Here is a 20,103-nt window from a genome sequence, read left to right as displayed (position 1 = left end):
ACGTATGACACAAATTTTGAAACATTCGTTTGAGGCTGTGAGTCTGTTGACTACCAACAACGGTATGCTTGATGTCACTATTGTTCCAGCCGTTAACCAGCCGGACTGGATTATTCCAAGCAGCCTGATTTTGAGTGTGGATGAGTCCCAACAGCAGGTTGCTAGATACGACTGGCAACAGCAAGATTTGGCTGTATTTCATTTGCTACTGCAAAATCAAGCTCCAGACAAAATGATTGTTTTGGAAGGTAATACCACTGATCACCGTTTTGCCTTACAGACAGCAGGCGATTTGCGTCAACTGCAAGCACGAATTTCTGAAGTGAAAGATGTAGAGACGCCGGAACAGTTTAGTACTACCAATGGCGAAGATAGGGAAGAGTATTTTGATAAAAATGACGTCTCATCCTACCTATACCAAACAGTGATGATTGATGACGAAATCTATTTAGTGCCAGATTTGGATAAAATTGCCTATCACCTGATTGATTTAGATGGCTAGATTCTCACCTGTATTTAAGGTATTCTCCATTCTATAAATAGTAAGCCAGTAATGTTAATGACTTCATCTCTTGAAGAGCATTAGCTGGCTTATAAAATTGATTAGAGATAATTCCTGATAAAGGTAGTAGAGTCACTCATGAATAATGCCAACTCGAATGTATCAAAGTGGTCGGTTAGTAGCCGTATTTTTCATTGGATTAGTGCAGCCTTACTGTTAGTGACATGGATAATGATACTGCTATATGAGAATTTAGATAGCAATGTGTTTATTGGATACCATAAAGCGTTCGGCGTGAGCCTATTATTTTGGATGATTGCCCGAGTCATCAACCGCGTTTTTACTAAGGCGCCACCACCGTTAGCTATGCCAAAATGGCAAATGCTAGTATCTAAGCTGTCACATTTTGCTCTCTATGCCATACTGATTGCTATGCCAATGGTTGGCTTACTGATGGCAGTATATGGCGGTCGACCGGTTGATATTTTCGGTATCTTTCAGATCCCTGTATTTGTGACTCCAGATAGAAGTTTGGCTCGTTTTTATAATAACTTGCATACTGAGATTATTTGGCCAATGATTATTGGTTTTACGGTCTTGCATATAGCAGCCGCGTTATACCATCAGTTTGTCAAAAAAGACAATCTTATTGCCCGTATGAAATAATCTATAAACATTAAAAAGCCCCAAGTATCAAACTTGGGGCTTTTTTTATTTGTTGTAGAAATACGTACTGTTAGAACGCTATTTTTTATGCTCAGGCAAATTAATATTCATCTCTAACACATCTAAGCTGTCTTCAGAACGATGGTTAATATTGACATCATCAATCTGCACACCGTTAACGTATTTGTTCACAACTTCTAAGATTTCACGTTTCATTTTCTCGATACGATCAACCGTTAAGCGATTGTTCAATCTGTTTTCGCTAGCAACGATAACTTTTAAACGCTCAGTTGCTAAATTTGCGCTACCTGCGTTACTGTTGTCGTCAGTACCGAATAGGCTACTCCAAAATCCTTTTTTCTTAGTCATCATTATCCTCCAAACCAGCGCTGTAATAGACTCTTTTTCTTCACGTCAATATGACGTAGTGGGCGCTCTTCACCCAAGAAACGGGCGACAATGTCCTCATAACATTGACCAGCAACAGAGTCGGTATAATGAATAACTGGTTCGCCATGGTTGGACGCTTCAAGCACGGAATGGCTCTCAGGCACAACACCAAGTAGTGGAACTTTTAGGATATCGTTCGAGATAGTGTCAATATCCATCATTTCATTGGCAGCCGCACGTTCAGGATTATAACGAGTAATAATCAAATGCTCACGAACAGTACCTTGGTTCTCTTCTACCTTTTTCGTCTGACTTTGCAGAATACCGATGATTCTATCTGAGTCACGCACTGAAGAGATCTCAGGGTTAGTAACAATAATAGCTTCATCCGCATGATACATCGCTAACTGTGCACCGCGCTCGATACCGGCAGGTGAGTCACAAATAATATAGTCAAACTGCTTTGAGAGTTCAGCCATTACCTCTGATACCCCTTCGTCTGTCAATGCGTCTTTATCACGCGTTTGACTGGCGGGCAGGATATACAGGTTTTCAAGCTGTTTGTCTTTGACAAGTGCTTGCGACAAGCGCGCGTTTCCAGTGATGACATCTACGAAGTCATAAACAATTCTGTTTTCGCAACCCATGATTAAGTCTAGATTACGTAGACCTACATCAAAGTCGATAACAACTGTTTTATAGCCACGTAACGCCAAACCAGCGGCAAAAGAAGCACTTGTCGTGGTTTTACCCACACCGCCTTTACCTGAAGTGATTACAACTATCTTCGCCACAATGGCACACTCCTATGAATCAATGGGATATCTTTTATATAAATAGCAAAATTACATGTTATTTACCTAACATATATATACTATCTTCGAAGCTAGCCTAGCATAAATAAACAAAAATTTATAGCAGCTCGATACTAAAGCAGAAAAACAACCTATGTATCGCTCAATTAGCCTCTCTGCGTGGTATTAGTAGGGTTATAACTATGCTTTTTGGCTTGTCGAATAGAGCAGCTTAACTACCTTAGTTTTCTATAAAGTCACTTCACGGTGTATTATTTTTAATGGTGTCTTAAGCTTCATCCATCACGGTAAACACTAAGCCTTCGCCTTCTACAAATTTTACTTGCACGGACTTGTCGATAACATGCTCAGGTAAATTGTCTCGTAAGCAATATGTCCCTGCTACTGACACCAATGACGGATTAAAGACTTGGCAGAATATACGGGCATCTTTATCCCCTGTTGCGCCTGCCACCAAACGCCCTTGTGCACGGCCATATACATGCAAGCTATTGTCAGTAATCGCTTCAGCGCCGCTATTGATACTACTGGTCAAAATCAAGTCGCCGCCAACGTGATTGAGGCTTTGTCCTGAACGCAGCATTTGATCATAGATTAAGCTGGTAATATGCTGGGTACTTACCAATGTCTCGGTGGGCATACTTGATAGTGTGGTTTCAGTGGCAGGTTCGCTCGTGGTAGAAGTATCATCGACGTTGTTAGCACTAACGGTTTCGGCGTTATCGTTTTCTGGTGATGGTTGGGTAGGTATAGGCGCTTTTTTACTTGGTAATATACGCTCAATACGCTTACCATCTGCTGGGAATATCGCTAAGCGCTGCTCACGCGCTTGCGCATCAAGCATACCTGTCACCACGCCAATAGGCTGCAATCCCCATGCCCATAACAGCTCTACTAGTGCTGATAAATCTTGTTCAACGTCACTATCAATAAGGATAGGGATATTGCTCGATTTATTACTGAGCGTTTCAGTTAGCTGAGCTTCTATAGCTGCTAGATCGCTTGTACTAAACTGTACGCGTGAAAACGTCAGCATCTTGCCATAGAAAGCTAGCGCTGGTGCAGTCTGGTTATCGTTAGCTGAAACTGTCATATACAAACCCTTAAAAATAATTCTGTCACGGTATTATGTCTCTTATTACGTCATGCTATTAGATAGCTAAACTATAGATTTAGCATATCTTGGTGCTTCCATTGCTGCACTTTTACTTGTGCTTCAAACGCAGTCAGACTGTCATCAATGATACTAGAAATTAAAGTATCTAGCGCTGTATTATTGGTATCTATTTGCGCAATACCGCTAGCAATTTCCATCATTAATATATCCAAGCGCTTAGGGTCTAAAAGTCGCTTGTTTAATGCATTGACGACATTTTCACCGATATTGTGCCCGACGTGATGTAGCTGTGATTCAATCAGACTGCCTGCAATAGGTATCATGCGTAGATAGCGGCGCAATTCAGGTGTATTGGCCAATCCTTCTTCAATAGCATTGCCCATTTCGCTCGCCAATATACTGCCGCCACCTGATGAGGCGGTTAGTTCTTGCAGCTTCGGTGCAAGCTCTGTACGCAGCACGGACAATACAGCCGCTTCAATCTCATTTCGATTTTTTGCAATCGTCGACTCAATGAATGATTTATGCGTGTCTGAACTGGTTAGCTCTTGTCGAAAGTTTTGTATCGCTGTCAAAATAACGCGATCTGAGAGCTCTTCTAACAGTAGGTCAATGTAGAACTTGATTCGATTGATCCACGCCTGCGGCAGTACTTGATAACCAAGCTGATATAGACGTCGTCCAATAACGACCGCTCGCAGCAGTCGCAAAGCACGTAGCTGCGGAAAACAGCCTAATACTTCGTACCAATGAACGAATGGGAAAAAGAACCAGCGATAATAGACTTTTTGTTTGATGGCAATCGCCCAACGCAACAGCAACTCAACGACCAAAAAAATAGTAAAAAAACCTCCAGCAGTGCGTAGAGGATCATGTAGGGTTGTTTGATACCAATTGAGCGCTTCACTGATGGTTAGCCATTCTGCAGCATTACTACTAAAATTGCTCATCAAAATAGCGTCGATACTGATCAATAGCAGATCAATACTGATGGCAATAATCATGACAATATCGTAAGTGAGCTTAAAGCGACTCGGCTTTGGATGGTTCGGTTTTGGTGGCTCATCACTTATTAGATAAGGAGGCTGACTCAAAACAGATTCGGTAGCTAACGGCGAGCTAGTAGTAGAGGTGGGCACAGTCATACCTTATAAGTAATAAATGGCACAAAAAATGGGTCAGAAATCGATATTTACTACCATTTACTATCAAAGTAGACATCGAAAATCTATGAGTTCATGATTAGTCACATTATCAATGAATAAGGCTAAAAAACAACCCATCTTTGATTAAAATTTACTTATGATGCATGGCTTTTAACAGTAAACATCATAGGTAAGATATGACTATTGTGACACTCGTACACGTAACTTTGTTCCTCAATAACTTTTCAACCCGTGCTCGATATTTATTACTTAGTACTCTGGTATAGACTGTGCTTGATATTTGATAAGATTTAACGGACAGCCAATTTATTATAACTGAGTATCCTTATTAGGCATCTTGCGCTTTAGGATTGGTTTCAAAATCTGCCAACATAGTGCTAATACGTTCATCTTTTTGACGCCACACTTGTTCAACCCAGTCGAACATTTGAGCTTTTGTGTCTTCATTATTTTCGTAGCCACCTTGCTTGATACTTTCGAACAACGCATCTGGTATATCGATGTAGCGCAAGTCAACGCCCAAACGTTTGATATTGCCTTTCCAAAGATCCCCATAGCTTGGCACACCATCAGGATATACGATGGTCATGTCTAATATGCCATCGATATCTTCACCTAATGCACTGATAGCCAATGATAATCCGCCTGCACGAGGTTTTAACAAGTGCGTATAGGGCGATTTTTGCTGAGCTTGTTTGGCTTTGGTAAAACGAGTACCTTCCAAATAATTTAATAAGGTAAAAGGTTTGTCTTTTAATAGGGCGCAGGCACGTTTGGCTTCTTCGATGTCTTTGCCTTTTAGCGCAGGATTTTTGGCAATGGCTTCTTTTGAGTGTCGGCGCATCATTGGAAAGTCTAAAAAGTAAAAAGCTTGACCAACGATAGGGATGTAGATCAGTTCAAACTTGGTAAAAAATCGCGTGAGTGGTAAACGTTTTTCGCCAATATACTGCACGATGCTGGTATCAACCCATGATTGGTGGTTGCTCACTAGCAGGTATTTGCCATTGGTATGAATATCGTCCGGTAGGTTGATACGCCAATCTTTGCGAGGCAGCATATTGTCGATTAAGGCACTGTTGCTACTGATCCAGTGAGTAGCAATTTTGATGACGGCTTTGTCTGCAATAGAGGCGCCAGTAATGACCTTACCAACGCCCATTAGCCATAAAGGAATACTACCACCGAAGCTATTGGCGGCGATGACACCAGTGGCTGTTGCAAGCGACACAGCTTTGCCCAGTTTAGGCGAACGTTTATGCATTTTTCGAATGGTAGATGTCAATCGCATGCTCAATCCTTTTCAGTCTATCTGATTAATAATAATCTGTATGTCGCTGAATCTGTCCTAGTCAAGTCAAGAATATTATGAACGTAAAGCTTTAAGTCATGACTATTTAAAGCCGACAAATTCAGCAATATAATTTTAGCAGAAACATGTTGTAGTGTACGGTTGTAAACGTGACTAGTGGTAGCAAGGCGCGAAGATTTGACCTATGAAATCATTGAAATATAACCTGCACTTCTCATACATAGGTATGACAAAATATTACACATAGATAGGTTGTAGTTGCCATAATAATGGGGAATGTAGATAAGTACTTAAAAAAGATTAACGGACAATCTTTATAAAAAGCACGATTTTTTAAACTTAAGAGGAAATATTATGCGTAATACTTTAATGATTGCAGCAGTAGCATCAGGTTTAGCACTTAGCGGTTGTACAACAGATCCAAACACTGGACAACAGCGTCTAAACAAAGCTGCTCTAGGTGGTTTAGTTGGTGCAGCAGGTGGTGCAACTATTTCAAAAGCAACAGGTGGCGACAAAACTGGTCGTGATGCAGCTATCGGCGCAGCACTAGGTGCAGGCGTTGGTTACTACATGGAGCGTCAAGCTCGTCAACTTGAGCAGCAAATGGCTGGCACAGGCGTAACTGTTGAGCAGAACCCAACCACTGGTAACATTGATTTGGTTATGCCAGGTAGCATCACGTTCTCATTTGATGATGCAACCCTTAGCTCATCATTCAAGCCAACGCTTGATAAGCTTGCTTCAACAATGAACCAGTACAACCAAAACACAATTACTATTGCTGGTCACACTGATAGCAAAGGTTCAGCATCTTACAACATGGGTCTGTCACGTGATCGTGCTTACTCAGTTGCTAACTACTTAACAGCTCGCGGTGTTGCTTCAAACCGTGTAAACGTTGTTGCTTACGGTGAGTCACGTCCAATCGCAGACAACAACACTGAATATGGCCGTGGTCAAAACCGCCGTGTTGAGCTAACAGTTAACGCACCACAGAGCGTAAACTAATAAATAGCTATAACTAATAAATAGCTATATAGCTATTAGGTATGTGCTAGATATTTGAGCACATATATTCTAAAAAGAGTCAGCAATATGCTGGCTCTTTTTTTATGTTTTCAGTTTGAATAAAACATTGATTATTGATAGATATAGTTAATATTAAATTAAATATTGATAATGATTATCAATAACACTATAATTTGTCAGTGTTTGCTATCAATGCAATATTAAACGTCTTATCGTGCGCACTGAGAGTCAATGTGCATGGCTAAGATAGCCTGCTATAACATGGCTTGATTATCAAAATAATTGAGGCTACTTAACCAAAACGAATTTTTTGCTATATTTCTTGAGGATATGTATGACGATTACCACAGTAACGAGCCGTAAGCTTTTACCAACTACTTTAGCTGTTGCACTTGCAGGATTGTTAATGGTGTCGGGTTGTACTAAGCAAGCCGATGAAGACACCAATGCTGCGACAGAAACACAAACAGAAGTAGCAAACACAGAGACAGCTGATAATACAGAGATGACTGCTGCCGAAAAAGCACATATTGATAGATTGATTATCAGTTATGCAAATATGGCACACGCCGCTTATAAAGATTCGTTAGACACGGCCAAAGCGCTACAAACTGCGGTAGAAACTTACGTAGCCACTCCAACACAAGAAAACCTTGATGCTGCAAAGGATGCTTATAAAGCAGCACGTCAACCATACTCACAAACTGAGATTTTCCGTTTTGATGAAGGCTTTGTGACTGCCAATGACAAACGTGCTATCAACAGCATCGATAGCTGGGAAGGGCAGATCAATGCTTGGCCACTTGATGAAGCATTGATTGATTATGTTGGTGACGACTATGAAGGCGAATATAACAGCCAAGAGAACATCATCAATAGCGACAGCATTACTGTCGGTAGTATCAAGCAAGATACCAGTACGATTACGCCTGAGCTACTTGCAGAAATGAATGAAATCGGTGGTAGTGAAGCCAACGTAACGACTGGTTATCATGCGATTGAATTTATGCTGTGGGGTCAAGACAACAATGGCGTAAAAGAAGGTGCAGGTAATCGCCCAGTCACTGACTATGCGACTGAAGCCGGACAATGTACTAGTGGTGAGACCGTCAATGACGATGCCATTATCTGTGAGCGCCGTGGTGAATTCTTAACTGCTGCAACTCAACTATTGGTCGATGATTTGACCGCGATGGAAGCTCAGTGGCAGCCTGATACTGAGAATACCTTGCGTAGTGATTTGATAGCGCGCAAATATGACAATGGTCTGCGCCAAATTATGTATCAAATGGGTAGCCTAGCATTAGGTGAGCTTGCTTCTGAGCGTATGCAGGTCGCTTTTGTTACTGGTTCTACCGAAGATGAGCACGAATGCTTTAGTGATTTGACTCATTTAAGCTATGCCAATAATGCGCGCGGTATCCAAAACGTCTTCAATGGTAGCTATACAACAGTCGCTGGTAAAACAGTTGGCGGCTACGGTATCAAAGATTATCTAACGGATAACGGCCATACAGAAGCTGCTGATAAATTGGCTGCTGAGTTCAACAAAGTAGAAGGCGCGTTTAACGTTATCGTTGAAAAAGGCGAAAAAGACGGCATCAAGATTGACCAGATGATTGCAACTGTCGGTCAAGCAAGCCAAGAAGGCATCTCTGCTGAAGAACAAAACGTCCGTCGTGGATGGGTTGAAGCGGGTATCACTAGCTTACAAGAGCTGACGGCCAGTATCGAAAACGCTGCAAAAGCCGTTGGCATCGATAATCTAGACGCAGATGCAGGGTCACAGTTTTAAGAAAAAATTTAAGCTAGCGGCCCTTATTTAAAAGCCTTTCATTGGCTTTGCGACGTTTTATTAGTCGTTATAGGTCAGTAACCGCTGTTTATTGGATACTTAGATTAGATATAATACGTGCGTTGTCAGCCACCGTTGGCAACGCATTTTTACGAGCATTAAATAAGCCAATTGGCCGGTGTACCATTTCATTATATGCCGATAGGCAATGATTGTGACGACATATAATGAGATGGTATGACAAAATTTTAATGGTTCTACTCTAGCGCTAAGGCACTGAATTTCTATGAACGCCAATTATGTTAACCCCTCTGATTCTCCTCTTGCTACTCAAATCCTACGACATATACCTTCTAAGCTTGTGCTAATTATCGCCAGTGCAATGGCTATCAGTGCGTGTCAACCATCTGATAGCGTTTCTGACGACACTTCTGGCGATGTTTCTGATGTTACTTCAGAGCAGGCCTCAAGTAATGAAAGTAGCAGTGAAAATAGCCAATCGCTGTCATCCGAACACGCCAAAAATATAGAAGCACTGGCAGGCGTGCCAATGCAGCAACTGGTGAGCTTTGACCCTCAAGAGATCAAGCAGGGCGGTGACTCTGGTATTAGTATTAGCAGTGCTGAGAGCTACTCGAAGCCTTCATCGAACCTAGCAGCTTCTCGAAAAGGGTCGTTCTTTATTGGTAATGCATTCTTCAAGCAGCCATGGGTCGTTGCACCTGCTAGTACTGATAGTCGTGATGGACTGGGCGCATTATTCAATGTGGCCGCTTGTCAGTCTTGTCATGTCAAAGATGGGCGAGGTCATGCGCCGATGACTGCCGATGACGATGCTGATAGTTTATTGATTCGTCTGTCTATGCCAGCGACGACTGATGAGCAGCGCCAACAGCTAAAGGATTCGCTGATTGAAAAGGTGGCTCATCCTATGTATGGTGGGCAGCTACAAGATCGCGGTATTCAGGGCGTACCTGCTGAAGCAAGAATCGCAGTGCAATGGACAGACAAACCAGTTACCTTTGCTGACGGATATGTCGAGACGCTGCGTGCGCCAACGTTTAATTTGACCAAACCTGGTTACGGTGCTTTTGAAGATGACATGATGGTATCGCCGCGTGTGGCGCTACCGATGATTGGGCTTGGGCTGCTAGAGCAAATATCGGATGATGACATTAAAAAACAAGCCAGCGACAGTAATGATAGCGATATCAGTGGTAAGTTTAACTGGGTCATGGATCCACAAACGGGCAAGCGGGCGCTTGGACGATTTGGGTGGAAAGCGGGTCAAACCAAACTTATCACCCAAAACCAAAGTGCCTTTAACGAAGACATGGGTCTGACGTCCAATATTCGTCCGAACGAATCCTGTATGCCAATGCAGACCGCTTGCCTAAATGCAGCGACAGGTGCTGATGAGCAGGGCAATGGTAAATCACCTGTTGAAGTAAACGATGAGGTTGCTAAGTTTGTAGAGTTTTATACTCGCAATCTAGCAGTGCCGCATCGCCGTAATGCGGATGATAAGCTTGTGCTGGCTGGGAAAAAGCGTTTTTATGACATGGGTTGTCAAAGCTGTCATACGCCAAGATATCAGTTGCCAAAAACCGACGATGATCATCTTGAGCAGCATGGACAAGTGATTTATCCTTACACAGATTTGCTATTGCACGATATGGGCGATGACCTCGCTGATCGTACGATTGCCGGTAAGCTACCACCGAAAAGTGCCCAAGTTGAGTTTTTAGCCAATTCTTATGAGTGGCGCACGCCAGCGCTTTGGGGCGTGGGGCTTGCGCAGACAGTTGATCCTCAAGCGACGTTTTTGCATGATGGCCGTGCCCGTACATTGATGGAAGCGGTTTTATGGCATGGCGGAGAAGCTGAGAAGCAAAAGCAACAAGTATTGAAGTTGGATAAACAAGGTCGCGCAGAGCTTAATGCGTTCCTAAAGTCGCTGTAATAAAGTCGCTATTATAAAATCAGTATAAAAACGCTATAAATTACTACCTATAACATTACCGAGAAATCTATGAAAATAAACCATGCTTTGGCAATGGCGCTATCTGCATTGAGTGCTGGACTGCTGATCAGTTGTGTCAAACCTGCCGATGACAACAAAGCTGCAGATGTAGACAGCCAAAAAGTTGTGCAAGACAGTGCAGCTACGGACAGCTCAGTAGAAAACAGCAAAGAAAGTACTGAGCAAATCGTTGCAGTAGATATCAGCCCTGAGACTGCAAAAACGTACTTGACGCATGTGGCAGACGATATTGTGATTCCTGCGTATGCTGATGCAGCCAAGCAAAGCGATCTGTTGAACGAATTGGCGCAGAAACATTGTACCCAAGCTCCAGTAAGTGGCGATGAGCTACAAGCATTACGTGCACAGTGGCTAGTGTTGGCACAAGCATGGTCAAGTGCTGAGATGGTCAACTTTGGTCCTGCGACTGCTAGTATGAGCAATCTATACATCAACTACTATCCTGACGAGCGCGGACTCGTACACAGTGGCGTGGCTGATTTAATCGCTGCCAATCCAAAACTAACGCCAGAACAACTTGCTGGCGAGAGCGCGATCGTACAAGGCGTACCAGGGTTGGAAGAGGTTTTGTTTGCCAACGACAGTTTAGACGCTGGTCAGTGTGCTTACGTGATTAGTGCCAGTAGTGCGTTGAGCACGCGTCTAAAAGACATCGAGAAAAACTGGCAGCAAAACGCGACTGATTTATTGGCGATAGACAAAACAGCAGAGAGCGATAGAGGTCTAAATCAGTGGATTAACTCTCTGCTGTCATTGATTGAGACCATGAAGTCTAATGCCATTGATCAGCCACTCGGTCTGACAGGTAAGGCAAAAGGCCATTTGCCTGCTGCTACTGCTGGTCAAAGCCGCGCTATCATCAATGCTAAGTTAGATACGATTAATAAAGCCATGACTGACCCAGTACTGACAGCTATTCTTGGTAGCAATGATGAAAACAAAGTTTCGGATAATCTATCGACTGCATTGGCTGACACGACTGCATTATTAGCACAAATGCCAGAAGATTTATCACAAGCGAATAAGGACGACCAACAAGCATTGTACGATCATTTGACTGATGTCACTCGTTTGATTAAACGCCAGTTAATCCCAGCACTTGGTATCCGTGTGGGCTTTAACAGCACTGATGGCGATTAGACAATGTCCACTATCGAATCGAGTACAGCAATGTCAGCAGCCCAGACTCATGACCAGTTAAATAGGTCTAATCGGTCTGGGAGAACTTCGTCAACTCATGAGCTTTTGACGACTTCAGTGCTGACAGCAGTGGGTACGGCGGCGCTGGTCGGTATTCACCATCGTTATCGTAAGCAGCAGCATCCAGATGCCAGTCTACAAGATTATGTAGATGGTATTCGTACACAGTTGCAGGCATTACGAGCGGCACCTGATTCAACGCCGAAACTTTCGCGCTTGCGCTATGCTTGTGAGCAAGCAGCGGCAACATGGAAGCAGGCTTATCATGCTGTAGGTGATGGTAAAAGTAACACGCCTGATTTTGCTGTCATGCATACGACAACGATGCTAGCGCGACCAGTCAGTTGGGTCAGTGGCGTCGCATCACTGCCAAAAGATCAGGTCACATCAAGCCGAAATGAGCATGACTTTGGCGTGGTAGGTATTGATGCTGACAGACAAATCGTTTGGCAGACGACTATGCCTGAGCGTGTCCACGACATCGTTGTTCAGCCTGTATCTGTTAATGTATCTGAAGCTCAAACTCAGCATAGCAATGTGGATCAAAGACGTGATGTCGTCGTCATGGGTCGCCGTCCAAGCGAGAGGTTCTGGGTACTTAATACGTCAAATGGGCAAGTACAGCATGCGATTACAGCTGATGTAAACCGTCACTTCTATGGTCATGCTTGCTACAGTTTAGATGGTAGCTTGCTCTACGTAACTGAGAACGACACAGTGAGTTTGGCAGGCAAAATTGGTATCTATGATGCCCATGATGCTTATCAAAAAGTAGCAGAGTTTGACTCATATGGTATCGGCCCGCATGAGTTAATTATGCATCCTGATAGCGAAACGCTGGTCATTGCAAACGGTGGTATCAAAACCGAGCAGGCCTCACGCGAAGAGCTAAATCTAGATACCATGCGACCCTCACTGGTTTATTTGAATCGTCACGATGGCACACTGCTTGAGCAAGTGACTCCAGAGCATAATCAGATGAGTGTGCGCCATTTAGCCATGCACGCCGATGGTACAGTGATGATCGGTATTCAGTTCCAAGGTGAAAAACATATCAATGTCCCATTGGTATTGACCCATAAACGTGGTGATGCCAGCTTTACACCACTCACTATGCCAAATAATCAATGGCAACGTTTTCACCAATATATCGCTAGCGTGGCGGTGGATAGTGAGCGTAACTTACTGTGTGTGACCACGCCGATTGGCGGCTGTGCGGCGATTTATGATTTACATACTCGCAAGCTGATCGATGATGTAAGTCTGCCAGATTGTGCAGGGGCTTCGGTGTTAGTTAATTCTAGTGCTTCAATGAGTAAAATTGATAAACATGCCGAGCCGACAGGATTTATCGTCAGTGATGGTCAAGGGCAGTTAACAGCGTTAAGAGTAAATGCTTTATCAGAAGTAAATTTGGACGTAGACGACATTGAACCTCATGAGCGGATTATCAAAGACAGTCAACTGCATATGATGTCGTTTGACAATCATTTGCAAGCACTGTGACCCATAACGTTCAACAAGAGCGACAGACGCACAGGCATGGCGATTAATAACGACTATTGCTAGAACAGTAGCAATAGTCGGCCAAGGAGGTAGAGCATTAGCTTAGACACCAATTTAGATACTGTCAGACAGCAGCTTGCACAGGCAGGCATAGAGCTAAATATCAGTAAAAAGCGTGTTAAAAATATCAATTTTCGCTTAAAGCCCCATACGTTGATGGTCTCTGCACCGATACATATCAGCGCATCACAAATGTTGCATGCTGTGGCTAAGCGGGTGCCTTGGGCGATTGCAAATCACCCGCAGGTATTAGAACAGTATAGACGTAGACAGAATACATCGTCTGACCCTTCAGCTGCGAATAACTCAGTTTTATTATGGGGCACGGCGCAATCATTTACGCTCAGTCCCGATCAAAAAATCACCTATTATCGGCAACAACTTTCTGAAGTCGCACCTGCACTATTTGATAAGTGGCAGCCAATCGTTGGCGTTTATGCCAATGAAATACGATTGAAAAAAATGCACACACGTTGGGGTAGCTGCAACACGCGTGCAAAACGAATTTGGCTATCGGTTTATCTTCCTGCCTATCCTATCGAATGCACCGAATACGTAATCGTTCATGAGCTGTGCCACTTGCATCATGCCAATCATAGCCGAGCGTTTTGGCAAACGGTTGCCACAGCGATGCCAGATTATCAGCAATGGCATAATATCCTAGCGGGCAAGACAGGGCAGCTGGACTAAACGTATCATCTAACTATTTAACCATCTAAATAGCCCTGGTAAATAGCTCGGTATCATCTGAGCAACTTTCACTGTGTAGAGGCTTATCATCCCATTTCCGTTATTATTTTTAAAATAAGGACACGTCTGAATAAGCCTGATATGATAAGAAATAACGGTACAAATTGTTTCATTTAATCAGCAGGTTTATATACAGGGATGTTATATGGAAAACGTCAACCAAGCGGAGTTTTGGCAGCAGCGTTATGAGAAGAACAGCATCGGTTGGGACATGGGGCAGGTGTCACCACCGCTCAAAGCTTATATCGACCAGCTACCTGAGAGCGCGAAAGATCAAGCGATACTAGTGCCAGGTGCGGGTAATGCTTATGAAGTAGGCTATTTATATGAGCAAGGTTTTACCAATATCACGCTGGTTGACTTTGCCCCTGCACCGATTGAGACGTTTGCAGAGCGTTACCCTAATTTTCCATCTGAGCATTTGCTCTGTGCGGATTTTTTTAGTTTACCAGCTGAGCAGTATCAATTCGATTGGATACTTGAGCAGACGTTTTTTTGTGCGATTAATCCATCGCGCCGTGATGAATATGTGCAGCAGATGGCGAGACTGCTAAAGCCACAAGGTAAGCTGGTTGGATTGTTGTTTGACACGGATTTTGGACGGGAAGAGCCACCATTTGGCGGCAGCAAGGAAGAATACCAGCAGCGCTTTCAAAGTCATTTTGATATCGATATTATGGAGCCTAGCTATAATTCACATCCAGCACGGCAGGGTAGTGAGCTATTTATAAAGCTGCAAGCGAAGTAAGCTCATGCTTGATATTATCTCGCGCTTGTGTTTCTAACTGATCATAGTAATGGTCAGTCAGATAGAGTTTGGGATGTGCTAGTAATCCTTGTAACACTGCAGTGCGCCCATCACGGTAGTTGTCATCTGCGACATGGTTATATTCTTGACGTATCGCCTTTGCATACTGCTCATATGAAGACCAAGGCGTACCCAGGATACTCAAATCCATATCTAAAAGATACGTCGCATCGTTGTATTTGTCACTATCTACCAACGTATCTAGCTGATGATTAGCCGTCATCATAATGAGGGCATGAATCTGTTGGCATTGCTCTGTGCTTAGATAAAAGCCCAAAGCATCTGTCGCAAACTCAGCACTTTTCAACTCGTTGTCGGAGCGTGTTGGATCGTATATCACATCATGATAGTACAGTGCCAATGCAATGATATGCGGCTCAGACAGATGGTGCTTAATATTCTCAAACTGTACCAAGAGCTGCTCAATATGATCGAGCGTATGATAGGCACGTTGTGGTTCGCCATAGCGCGTCATGATATCTTGCCAAAGTCTATCTATTTGCTTTGGCGAGATATCGCTGGTCATAGCTGACAAGTGCTGTGCAAAGTACTTGCCAAGCTCATTATGCTTATGTGAGACAGTTTTCATATGTCATTTTTTCACTATGACCGCGGTAAAAATGGTTTGGTTATTCTTTATTAGCCACCGCATCTTTAAATGCTTTGTTGAATACATCACCCAGCAAGCTAACATCATCGACACGCGCATAGTTCAGACGGGTGACAAAGGCAATATGGCGATGCGGCCCGTCTTCAGCCAATGGTATGGCGACGGCATTTTGGTTTTGCAGGTGTAGCTGATCGAGCGCCATTTCAGGCACTAGCGTTGTGCCCATATTGGCAAGCGCCATTTGAATCAAAGTATTTAGACTGGCATCTGAGAAGCTTGATTTCATTTGTGCGCGGTCGAAATGACAGACAGACAGCGTCTGGTCCGTTAGGCAGTGTCCTTCACCAAGTAGCATGAGGTTGGCAGTTGCCAGTTCGTCAGCATTGATGGTATCAAGCTTGGCATGTATGTCATCTTTTGGAAATACAGCAAAGAAGTCTTCACTCCAAAACTCAAAACTATGTAGCCCATCTACCGCATACGGCAGCGCAATAATAGCGGTGTCGATATGACCGTAGCGTACTTGTTCAAGCAAACGCTCTGTCTGTTGTTCGACGATGGTCATACGGAACTCTGGATATTGTGCACGCAGCGCAGGCAGTACTTTTGGCAGCAAGTAAGGTGCAATCGTCGGAATGATACCGACAGTCATAGGATAGGCAAGCGGCGTCTGATGGCTGTGAGCACGCGTGGTCAAATCACTCACTTCAGAAAACACTCGCTGCGCACGCGTGAGGATGTCTTGACCGATAGGGGTAATCAATACCTGTTTGTTATTACGCTCAAAAATCTGAGTATCTAGCTGTTTTTCTAATTCTGCGATACCCAAACTTAGTGCAGACTGCGAGATATTGCAATCTTCAGCAGCACGTTTAAAATGACGATGTTTGGCGACGGCTAGGGCAAACTCAAGTTGTCGTAAAGTAATCATAAAACCTCTCTATTAGTGGGTTTTTAATGCAATTTATTATGTTTGGTCAACCTTTATAAGGTAGCAAATTACCAATTCAGCACCAATGATAAAATATAGAGATAATAGTTTAACAAGTTTAATAAAACAAAACATCACATTAAAAACTTTTAACTGGATTAACTATAGAATTCGCGTATAGTTTGTCAGGTAGCCCAGAGAGCTAGAGGGCTAATTGAAAAAACCATATAAATAATTTCCAATTTACTTAACTATAGAGGAGCCAACCATGGCGTCTATTATCAATCAAGAAATCCCAGAATTTTCAGCAGATGCATACGTAAACGGTGAGTTCAAAACCATCACTTCAGAAGATGTAAAAGGCAACTGGGCGATTTTCCTATTTTACCCAGCTGATTTTACGTTTGTTTGCCCAACTGAGCTAGAAGACATGGCCGCTCATTACGACGAGCTAAAAGGCCTTGGTGTTGAAGTATACTCAGTATCTACTGACACGCATTTCACACACAAAGCATGGCATGATTCTTCAGAAGCTATCGGTAAAGTACAATACCCAATGATCGGTGATCCTACTGGTAAAATCACTCGTGGCTTCAACGTCATGATTGAAGAAGCAGGTTTGGCTGAGCGCGGTACATTCTTAGTAGATCCTGATGGCTTGATCCAAGTCGCTGAAATCCATGCTGGCGGTATCGGTCGCAGTGCAAAAGACATGCTACGTAAAGTGAAAGCAGCACAGTATGTTCGTGAAAACGACGGCGAAGTTTGCCCAGCAGCTTGGGAACAAGGCGGCGACACATTAAAGCCAAGTCTTGACTTAGTTGGTAAAATCTAAGTAGACATTTCATACTTAGATAAAAGTAGTGCTGTATCTTAAACATCTGATTTAAGACAGTATTATAAATAAAGACCCCATTAACATAAGTTGATGGGGTCTTTTTACGTCTTAAGCATAGGTATTGTTAGTATTTTTTTTCAGCATATCTCTAAATATAGACGCAATATTAAGCGCGAGACTGTGCTTTATTTTTATCAATAGTTTTATAAATCTCGTCTTTGAGTTGTAGCTTTCGTCGTTTCATCTGTTCGATTTCTTCGTCGCGACTGGCATGCTTGACCACATCGTTTTCAAGCTTATTAATTTGCCTATCTAGAGTCGTATGCTCATCGAAGATACTCGCAAAATGCGTGTCCTTTTGCTTAAGCTCATCGATAATATCACTGTGATCTTGCCATGTGTCTGTCATTGTCATGTTGTCATCCTTGTTATTTAGTGCAAGCTTAGAATAAGCGTAAGCACGTTATGGTTAAGACGCTTATGATGGTGAGACTGTGTTTGGAAGGGGTAAAAGTTTAATGGTAATAAAGATAGTTATTTCACGATATTGATAATGCATATTGCTATCAATACCATTCGATTGTAGCGAAAAAATAGACCATGTACCATCACTATCATTTGCCTACGTATTTATATTTAATTATTTAAAGCAATAAACGATTGGTTTTATAAAACATAAAGTTTGAGTTTCTCAGCTTGCCGAAACTCGCTAAACGCTTGATAATAGACACATCAAAGGGCAAGAGCCCACTATATATAACCTTTTATACAAAATTATTAACACCAACTATTTCATATTTAGACGCGTAGCATGACAGCTGCCGTTACATATTCAGTCATAATGAGGAACAAACATGATAGATCAGAATTTATTAGATGCCGTTAAGAGCTATAGCGAAAATATGACGCGCCCCATTACTTTTGTATTAGGTAATGGTACGCATGCAAAACGTGCAGAATTGGTAGATTTTTTGACCAAGATTGCTGGAACAACAGACAAAATCAACTTCGATGCACAAGCAACTGACGATAGTTTGCCAAGTGCGATTAGTTTCAAAGTAGTCAATCACATTGATGGCGCATCAAACGACACTGGTATCGTATTCAGCGGTATCCCAGGTGGTCATGAGTTTACGTCATTGATTTTGGCGATTCTGCAAGCGGGTGGTCATACGCTAAAGTTGGATGAAGGCATCCAAAAGTTAGTTAAGCGCTTTAATAAGCCATTACAGTTCCAGACCTACGTGTCATTGTCATGCCATAGCTGCCCAGAAGTCGTTCAGGCATTGAACCAATTCGCGCTATTAAACGATGGTATCAGCAACGAGATGATCGATGGCGCATTGTTCCAAGAGCAAGTAGAAGCGAATAAAATCCAAGGCGTACCAGCTGTATTTTTAAACGGTGAGCCATTTGCTAACGGCTTAATCGACACTGCTAAATTGATCGGGAAGTTACAAGAGCAGTTCCCTGACTTATTGTCAGAAGTAGAAGACGATGCTGAGCAATTAGAGCAGCAAGACGTCACTATCATCGGTGCTGGTCCTGCAGGTGTGGCTGCTGCTATTTATACAGCGCGTAAAGGCTTAAAAGTCACGATGGTTGCTGATCGTATCGGTGGACAGGTAAAAGACACGCAAGACATCGAAAACTTGATTTCAGTGCCGCTAACCAATGGCACAGATTTATCGACCAACTTTGTTAAGCACTTGGCTGAATACAACATCACGTTGAAAGAGCATGTGAGCGTTAAAGAAATTGGCGAGACTGAAGAAGAGAACTACAGTATCCACCTAAACACTGGTGAGACATTTAATACTCGTAGTATTATCTTAGCGACAGGTGCTCAGTGGAGAAAGCTTGGTGTACCGGGTGAGGAAGAAAATATCGGTAAAGGCGTGGCTTTCTGTGCGCATTGTGATGGCCCATTCTTTAAAGGTAAAGATATCTCAGTGATCGGCGGTGGTAACTCAGGCGTTGAGGCAGCACTAGATTTGGCAGGTATTGTTAATCACGTTACTGTACTAGAGTTCGCTGATGAGTTAAAAGCTGACCAAGTACTGATTAATAAAGCCAAAGAAAAAACCAACATTGAGTTCATTACCGGTGCAGCAACGCAAGAGATCAAAGCGACTGACGGCAAAGTATCGTCTATCGTCTACCAAGATCGCAGCACAGGTGAGACTCATGAGCGTGATTTATCAGGGGTATTTGTACAGATTGGTTTAGTGCCAAACACTGGATTCATCAAAGGCTTTGTTGATCTAAACCGCTTTGGTGAGATCGAAATCGATGAGCGCTGCCGTACAGATCGTAAAGGTATTTTCGCTTGTGGTGATGTAACCACCGTGCCATTTAAGCAGATTAACATTGCGATGGGTGAAGGTAGTAAAGCGGCACTGTCAGCGTTTGAATACTTGGTCATGCAGTAAATTATTCGGTTTAGTTTCAGTATAAAAGGCCACCTCGGTTGAGGTGGTTTTTTTGTGCTATCGCATAAATACGTCTATATAAAAAATCCTGATATTTAGAAAATGGACTCTTAAGTAAACAAATAACGC

Annotated in this window: 19 protein-coding genes; 11 read left to right on the top strand and 8 right to left on the bottom strand. The window is 42.9% G+C overall.

The annotated features are described in order from the left end of the window. Positions 1 to 4: 4 nt before the first annotated feature. Entirely contained in the window at positions 5 to 502 is a 498-nt protein-coding gene (locus Q0788_RS13740; protein WP_298811602.1) for a hypothetical protein, read from the top strand. Positions 503 to 640: 138 nt separating this feature from the next. Next, positions 641 to 1,168, top strand: coding sequence for a cytochrome b (locus Q0788_RS13735; RefSeq protein WP_298811600.1), 528 nt, complete (start codon positions 641 to 643; stop codon positions 1,166 to 1,168). Positions 1,169 to 1,246: 78 nt separating this feature from the next. Here Q0788_RS13735 and minE read toward each other — a convergent pair whose 3' ends face one another. From minE to Q0788_RS13710, 5 genes are all read right to left on the bottom strand, one after another. Continuing rightward, positions 1,247 to 1,537, bottom strand: a complete 291-nt coding sequence (minE, locus tag Q0788_RS13730; protein WP_057762631.1) for a cell division topological specificity factor MinE — start codon at positions 1,535 to 1,537, stop codon at positions 1,247 to 1,249. A gap of 2 nt (positions 1,538 to 1,539) precedes the next feature. Further along, positions 1,540 to 2,352: a septum site-determining protein MinD gene (gene minD / locus Q0788_RS13725; RefSeq protein ID WP_057761560.1), complete on the bottom strand. Its 813-nt coding sequence runs from the start codon at positions 2,350 to 2,352 to the stop codon at positions 1,540 to 1,542. Positions 2,353 to 2,641: 289 nt separating this feature from the next. Continuing rightward, entirely contained in the window at positions 2,642 to 3,466 is an 825-nt protein-coding gene (gene minC / locus Q0788_RS13720) for a septum site-determining protein MinC (protein WP_298811597.1), read from the bottom strand. Between the two features lie 71 nt (positions 3,467 to 3,537). Continuing rightward, complete coding sequence (locus Q0788_RS13715; protein WP_298811595.1) at positions 3,538 to 4,635, bottom strand: hypothetical protein; 1,098 nt, start codon at positions 4,633 to 4,635, stop codon at positions 3,538 to 3,540. A 349-nt stretch (positions 4,636 to 4,984) separates the two neighbouring features. Further along, on the bottom strand, positions 4,985 to 5,947 hold the full coding sequence (locus tag Q0788_RS13710) for an acyltransferase (RefSeq protein WP_298811593.1): 963 nt from the start codon (positions 5,945 to 5,947) through the stop codon (positions 4,985 to 4,987). A 375-nt stretch (positions 5,948 to 6,322) separates the two neighbouring features. Between Q0788_RS13710 and Q0788_RS13705 the strand changes: the two genes are divergently transcribed. The 7 genes from Q0788_RS13705 (at position 6,323) to Q0788_RS13675 (ending at position 15,103) form a co-directional block, all read left to right on the top strand. After that, positions 6,323 to 6,979 (top strand): OmpA family protein, encoded by a 657-nt coding sequence (locus Q0788_RS13705; protein ID WP_057761553.1) that lies wholly within the window; start codon positions 6,323 to 6,325, stop codon positions 6,977 to 6,979. Positions 6,980 to 7,334: 355 nt separating this feature from the next. Further along, positions 7,335 to 8,795: an imelysin family protein gene (locus Q0788_RS13700; protein WP_298811592.1), complete on the top strand. Its 1,461-nt coding sequence runs from the start codon at positions 7,335 to 7,337 to the stop codon at positions 8,793 to 8,795. Between the two features lie 382 nt (positions 8,796 to 9,177). Continuing rightward, on the top strand, positions 9,178 to 10,758 hold the full coding sequence (locus tag Q0788_RS13695) for a di-heme oxidoredictase family protein (protein WP_298811629.1): 1,581 nt from the start codon (positions 9,178 to 9,180) through the stop codon (positions 10,756 to 10,758). Positions 10,759 to 10,827: 69 nt separating this feature from the next. Continuing rightward, the gene (locus tag Q0788_RS13690) at positions 10,828 to 11,979 is read left to right on the top strand and encodes an imelysin family protein (RefSeq protein ID WP_298811590.1); all 1,152 of its coding nucleotides are present in this window, start codon (positions 10,828 to 10,830) and stop codon (positions 11,977 to 11,979) included. 105 nt (positions 11,980 to 12,084) lie between these two features. Beyond that, entirely contained in the window at positions 12,085 to 13,545 is a 1,461-nt protein-coding gene (locus Q0788_RS13685; protein WP_298811588.1) for a DUF1513 domain-containing protein, read from the top strand. A 216-nt stretch (positions 13,546 to 13,761) separates the two neighbouring features. After that, entirely contained in the window at positions 13,762 to 14,295 is a 534-nt protein-coding gene (locus tag Q0788_RS13680; RefSeq protein WP_298811626.1) for a M48 family metallopeptidase, read from the top strand. Positions 14,296 to 14,500: 205 nt separating this feature from the next. Next, positions 14,501 to 15,103 carry a methyltransferase domain-containing protein gene (locus tag Q0788_RS13675; protein WP_201568714.1) on the top strand — a complete coding sequence of 201 codons (603 nt, stop codon included), beginning with the start codon at positions 14,501 to 14,503 and terminating at the stop codon, positions 15,101 to 15,103. Here Q0788_RS13675 and Q0788_RS13670 read toward each other — a convergent pair. Beyond that, positions 15,081 to 15,752: a hypothetical protein gene (locus Q0788_RS13670; protein ID WP_298811586.1), complete on the bottom strand. Its 672-nt coding sequence runs from the start codon at positions 15,750 to 15,752 to the stop codon at positions 15,081 to 15,083. The genes Q0788_RS13675 and Q0788_RS13670 overlap by 23 nt on opposite strands. A gap of 40 nt (positions 15,753 to 15,792) precedes the next feature. Further along, entirely contained in the window at positions 15,793 to 16,704 is a 912-nt protein-coding gene (locus tag Q0788_RS13665) for a hydrogen peroxide-inducible genes activator (protein ID WP_057761536.1), read from the bottom strand. A gap of 268 nt (positions 16,705 to 16,972) precedes the next feature. Between Q0788_RS13665 and ahpC the strand changes: the two genes are divergently transcribed. Continuing rightward, on the top strand, positions 16,973 to 17,539 hold the full coding sequence (ahpC, locus tag Q0788_RS13660) for an alkyl hydroperoxide reductase subunit C (protein ID WP_057761534.1): 567 nt from the start codon (positions 16,973 to 16,975) through the stop codon (positions 17,537 to 17,539). A 169-nt stretch (positions 17,540 to 17,708) separates the two neighbouring features. Here ahpC and Q0788_RS13655 read toward each other — a convergent pair whose 3' ends face one another. Further along, on the bottom strand, positions 17,709 to 17,957 hold the full coding sequence (locus tag Q0788_RS13655; protein ID WP_057761532.1) for a DUF465 domain-containing protein: 249 nt from the start codon (positions 17,955 to 17,957) through the stop codon (positions 17,709 to 17,711). Positions 17,958 to 18,396: 439 nt separating this feature from the next. On the opposite strand from Q0788_RS13655, the gene ahpF reads away from it, so the two are divergent. Then, positions 18,397 to 19,974 (top strand): alkyl hydroperoxide reductase subunit F, encoded by a 1,578-nt coding sequence (ahpF, locus tag Q0788_RS13650; RefSeq protein ID WP_298811584.1) that lies wholly within the window; start codon positions 18,397 to 18,399, stop codon positions 19,972 to 19,974. The last annotated feature ends 129 nt before the right edge of the window (positions 19,975 to 20,103 follow it).

The sequence above is a fragment of the uncultured Psychrobacter sp. genome, from assembly GCF_947500265.1.
Lineage (GTDB): Bacteria > Pseudomonadota > Gammaproteobacteria > Pseudomonadales > Moraxellaceae > Psychrobacter.
Note: the sequence above shows the minus strand (reverse complement) of the source record. Positions and strands in the feature narration are given on the sequence as shown.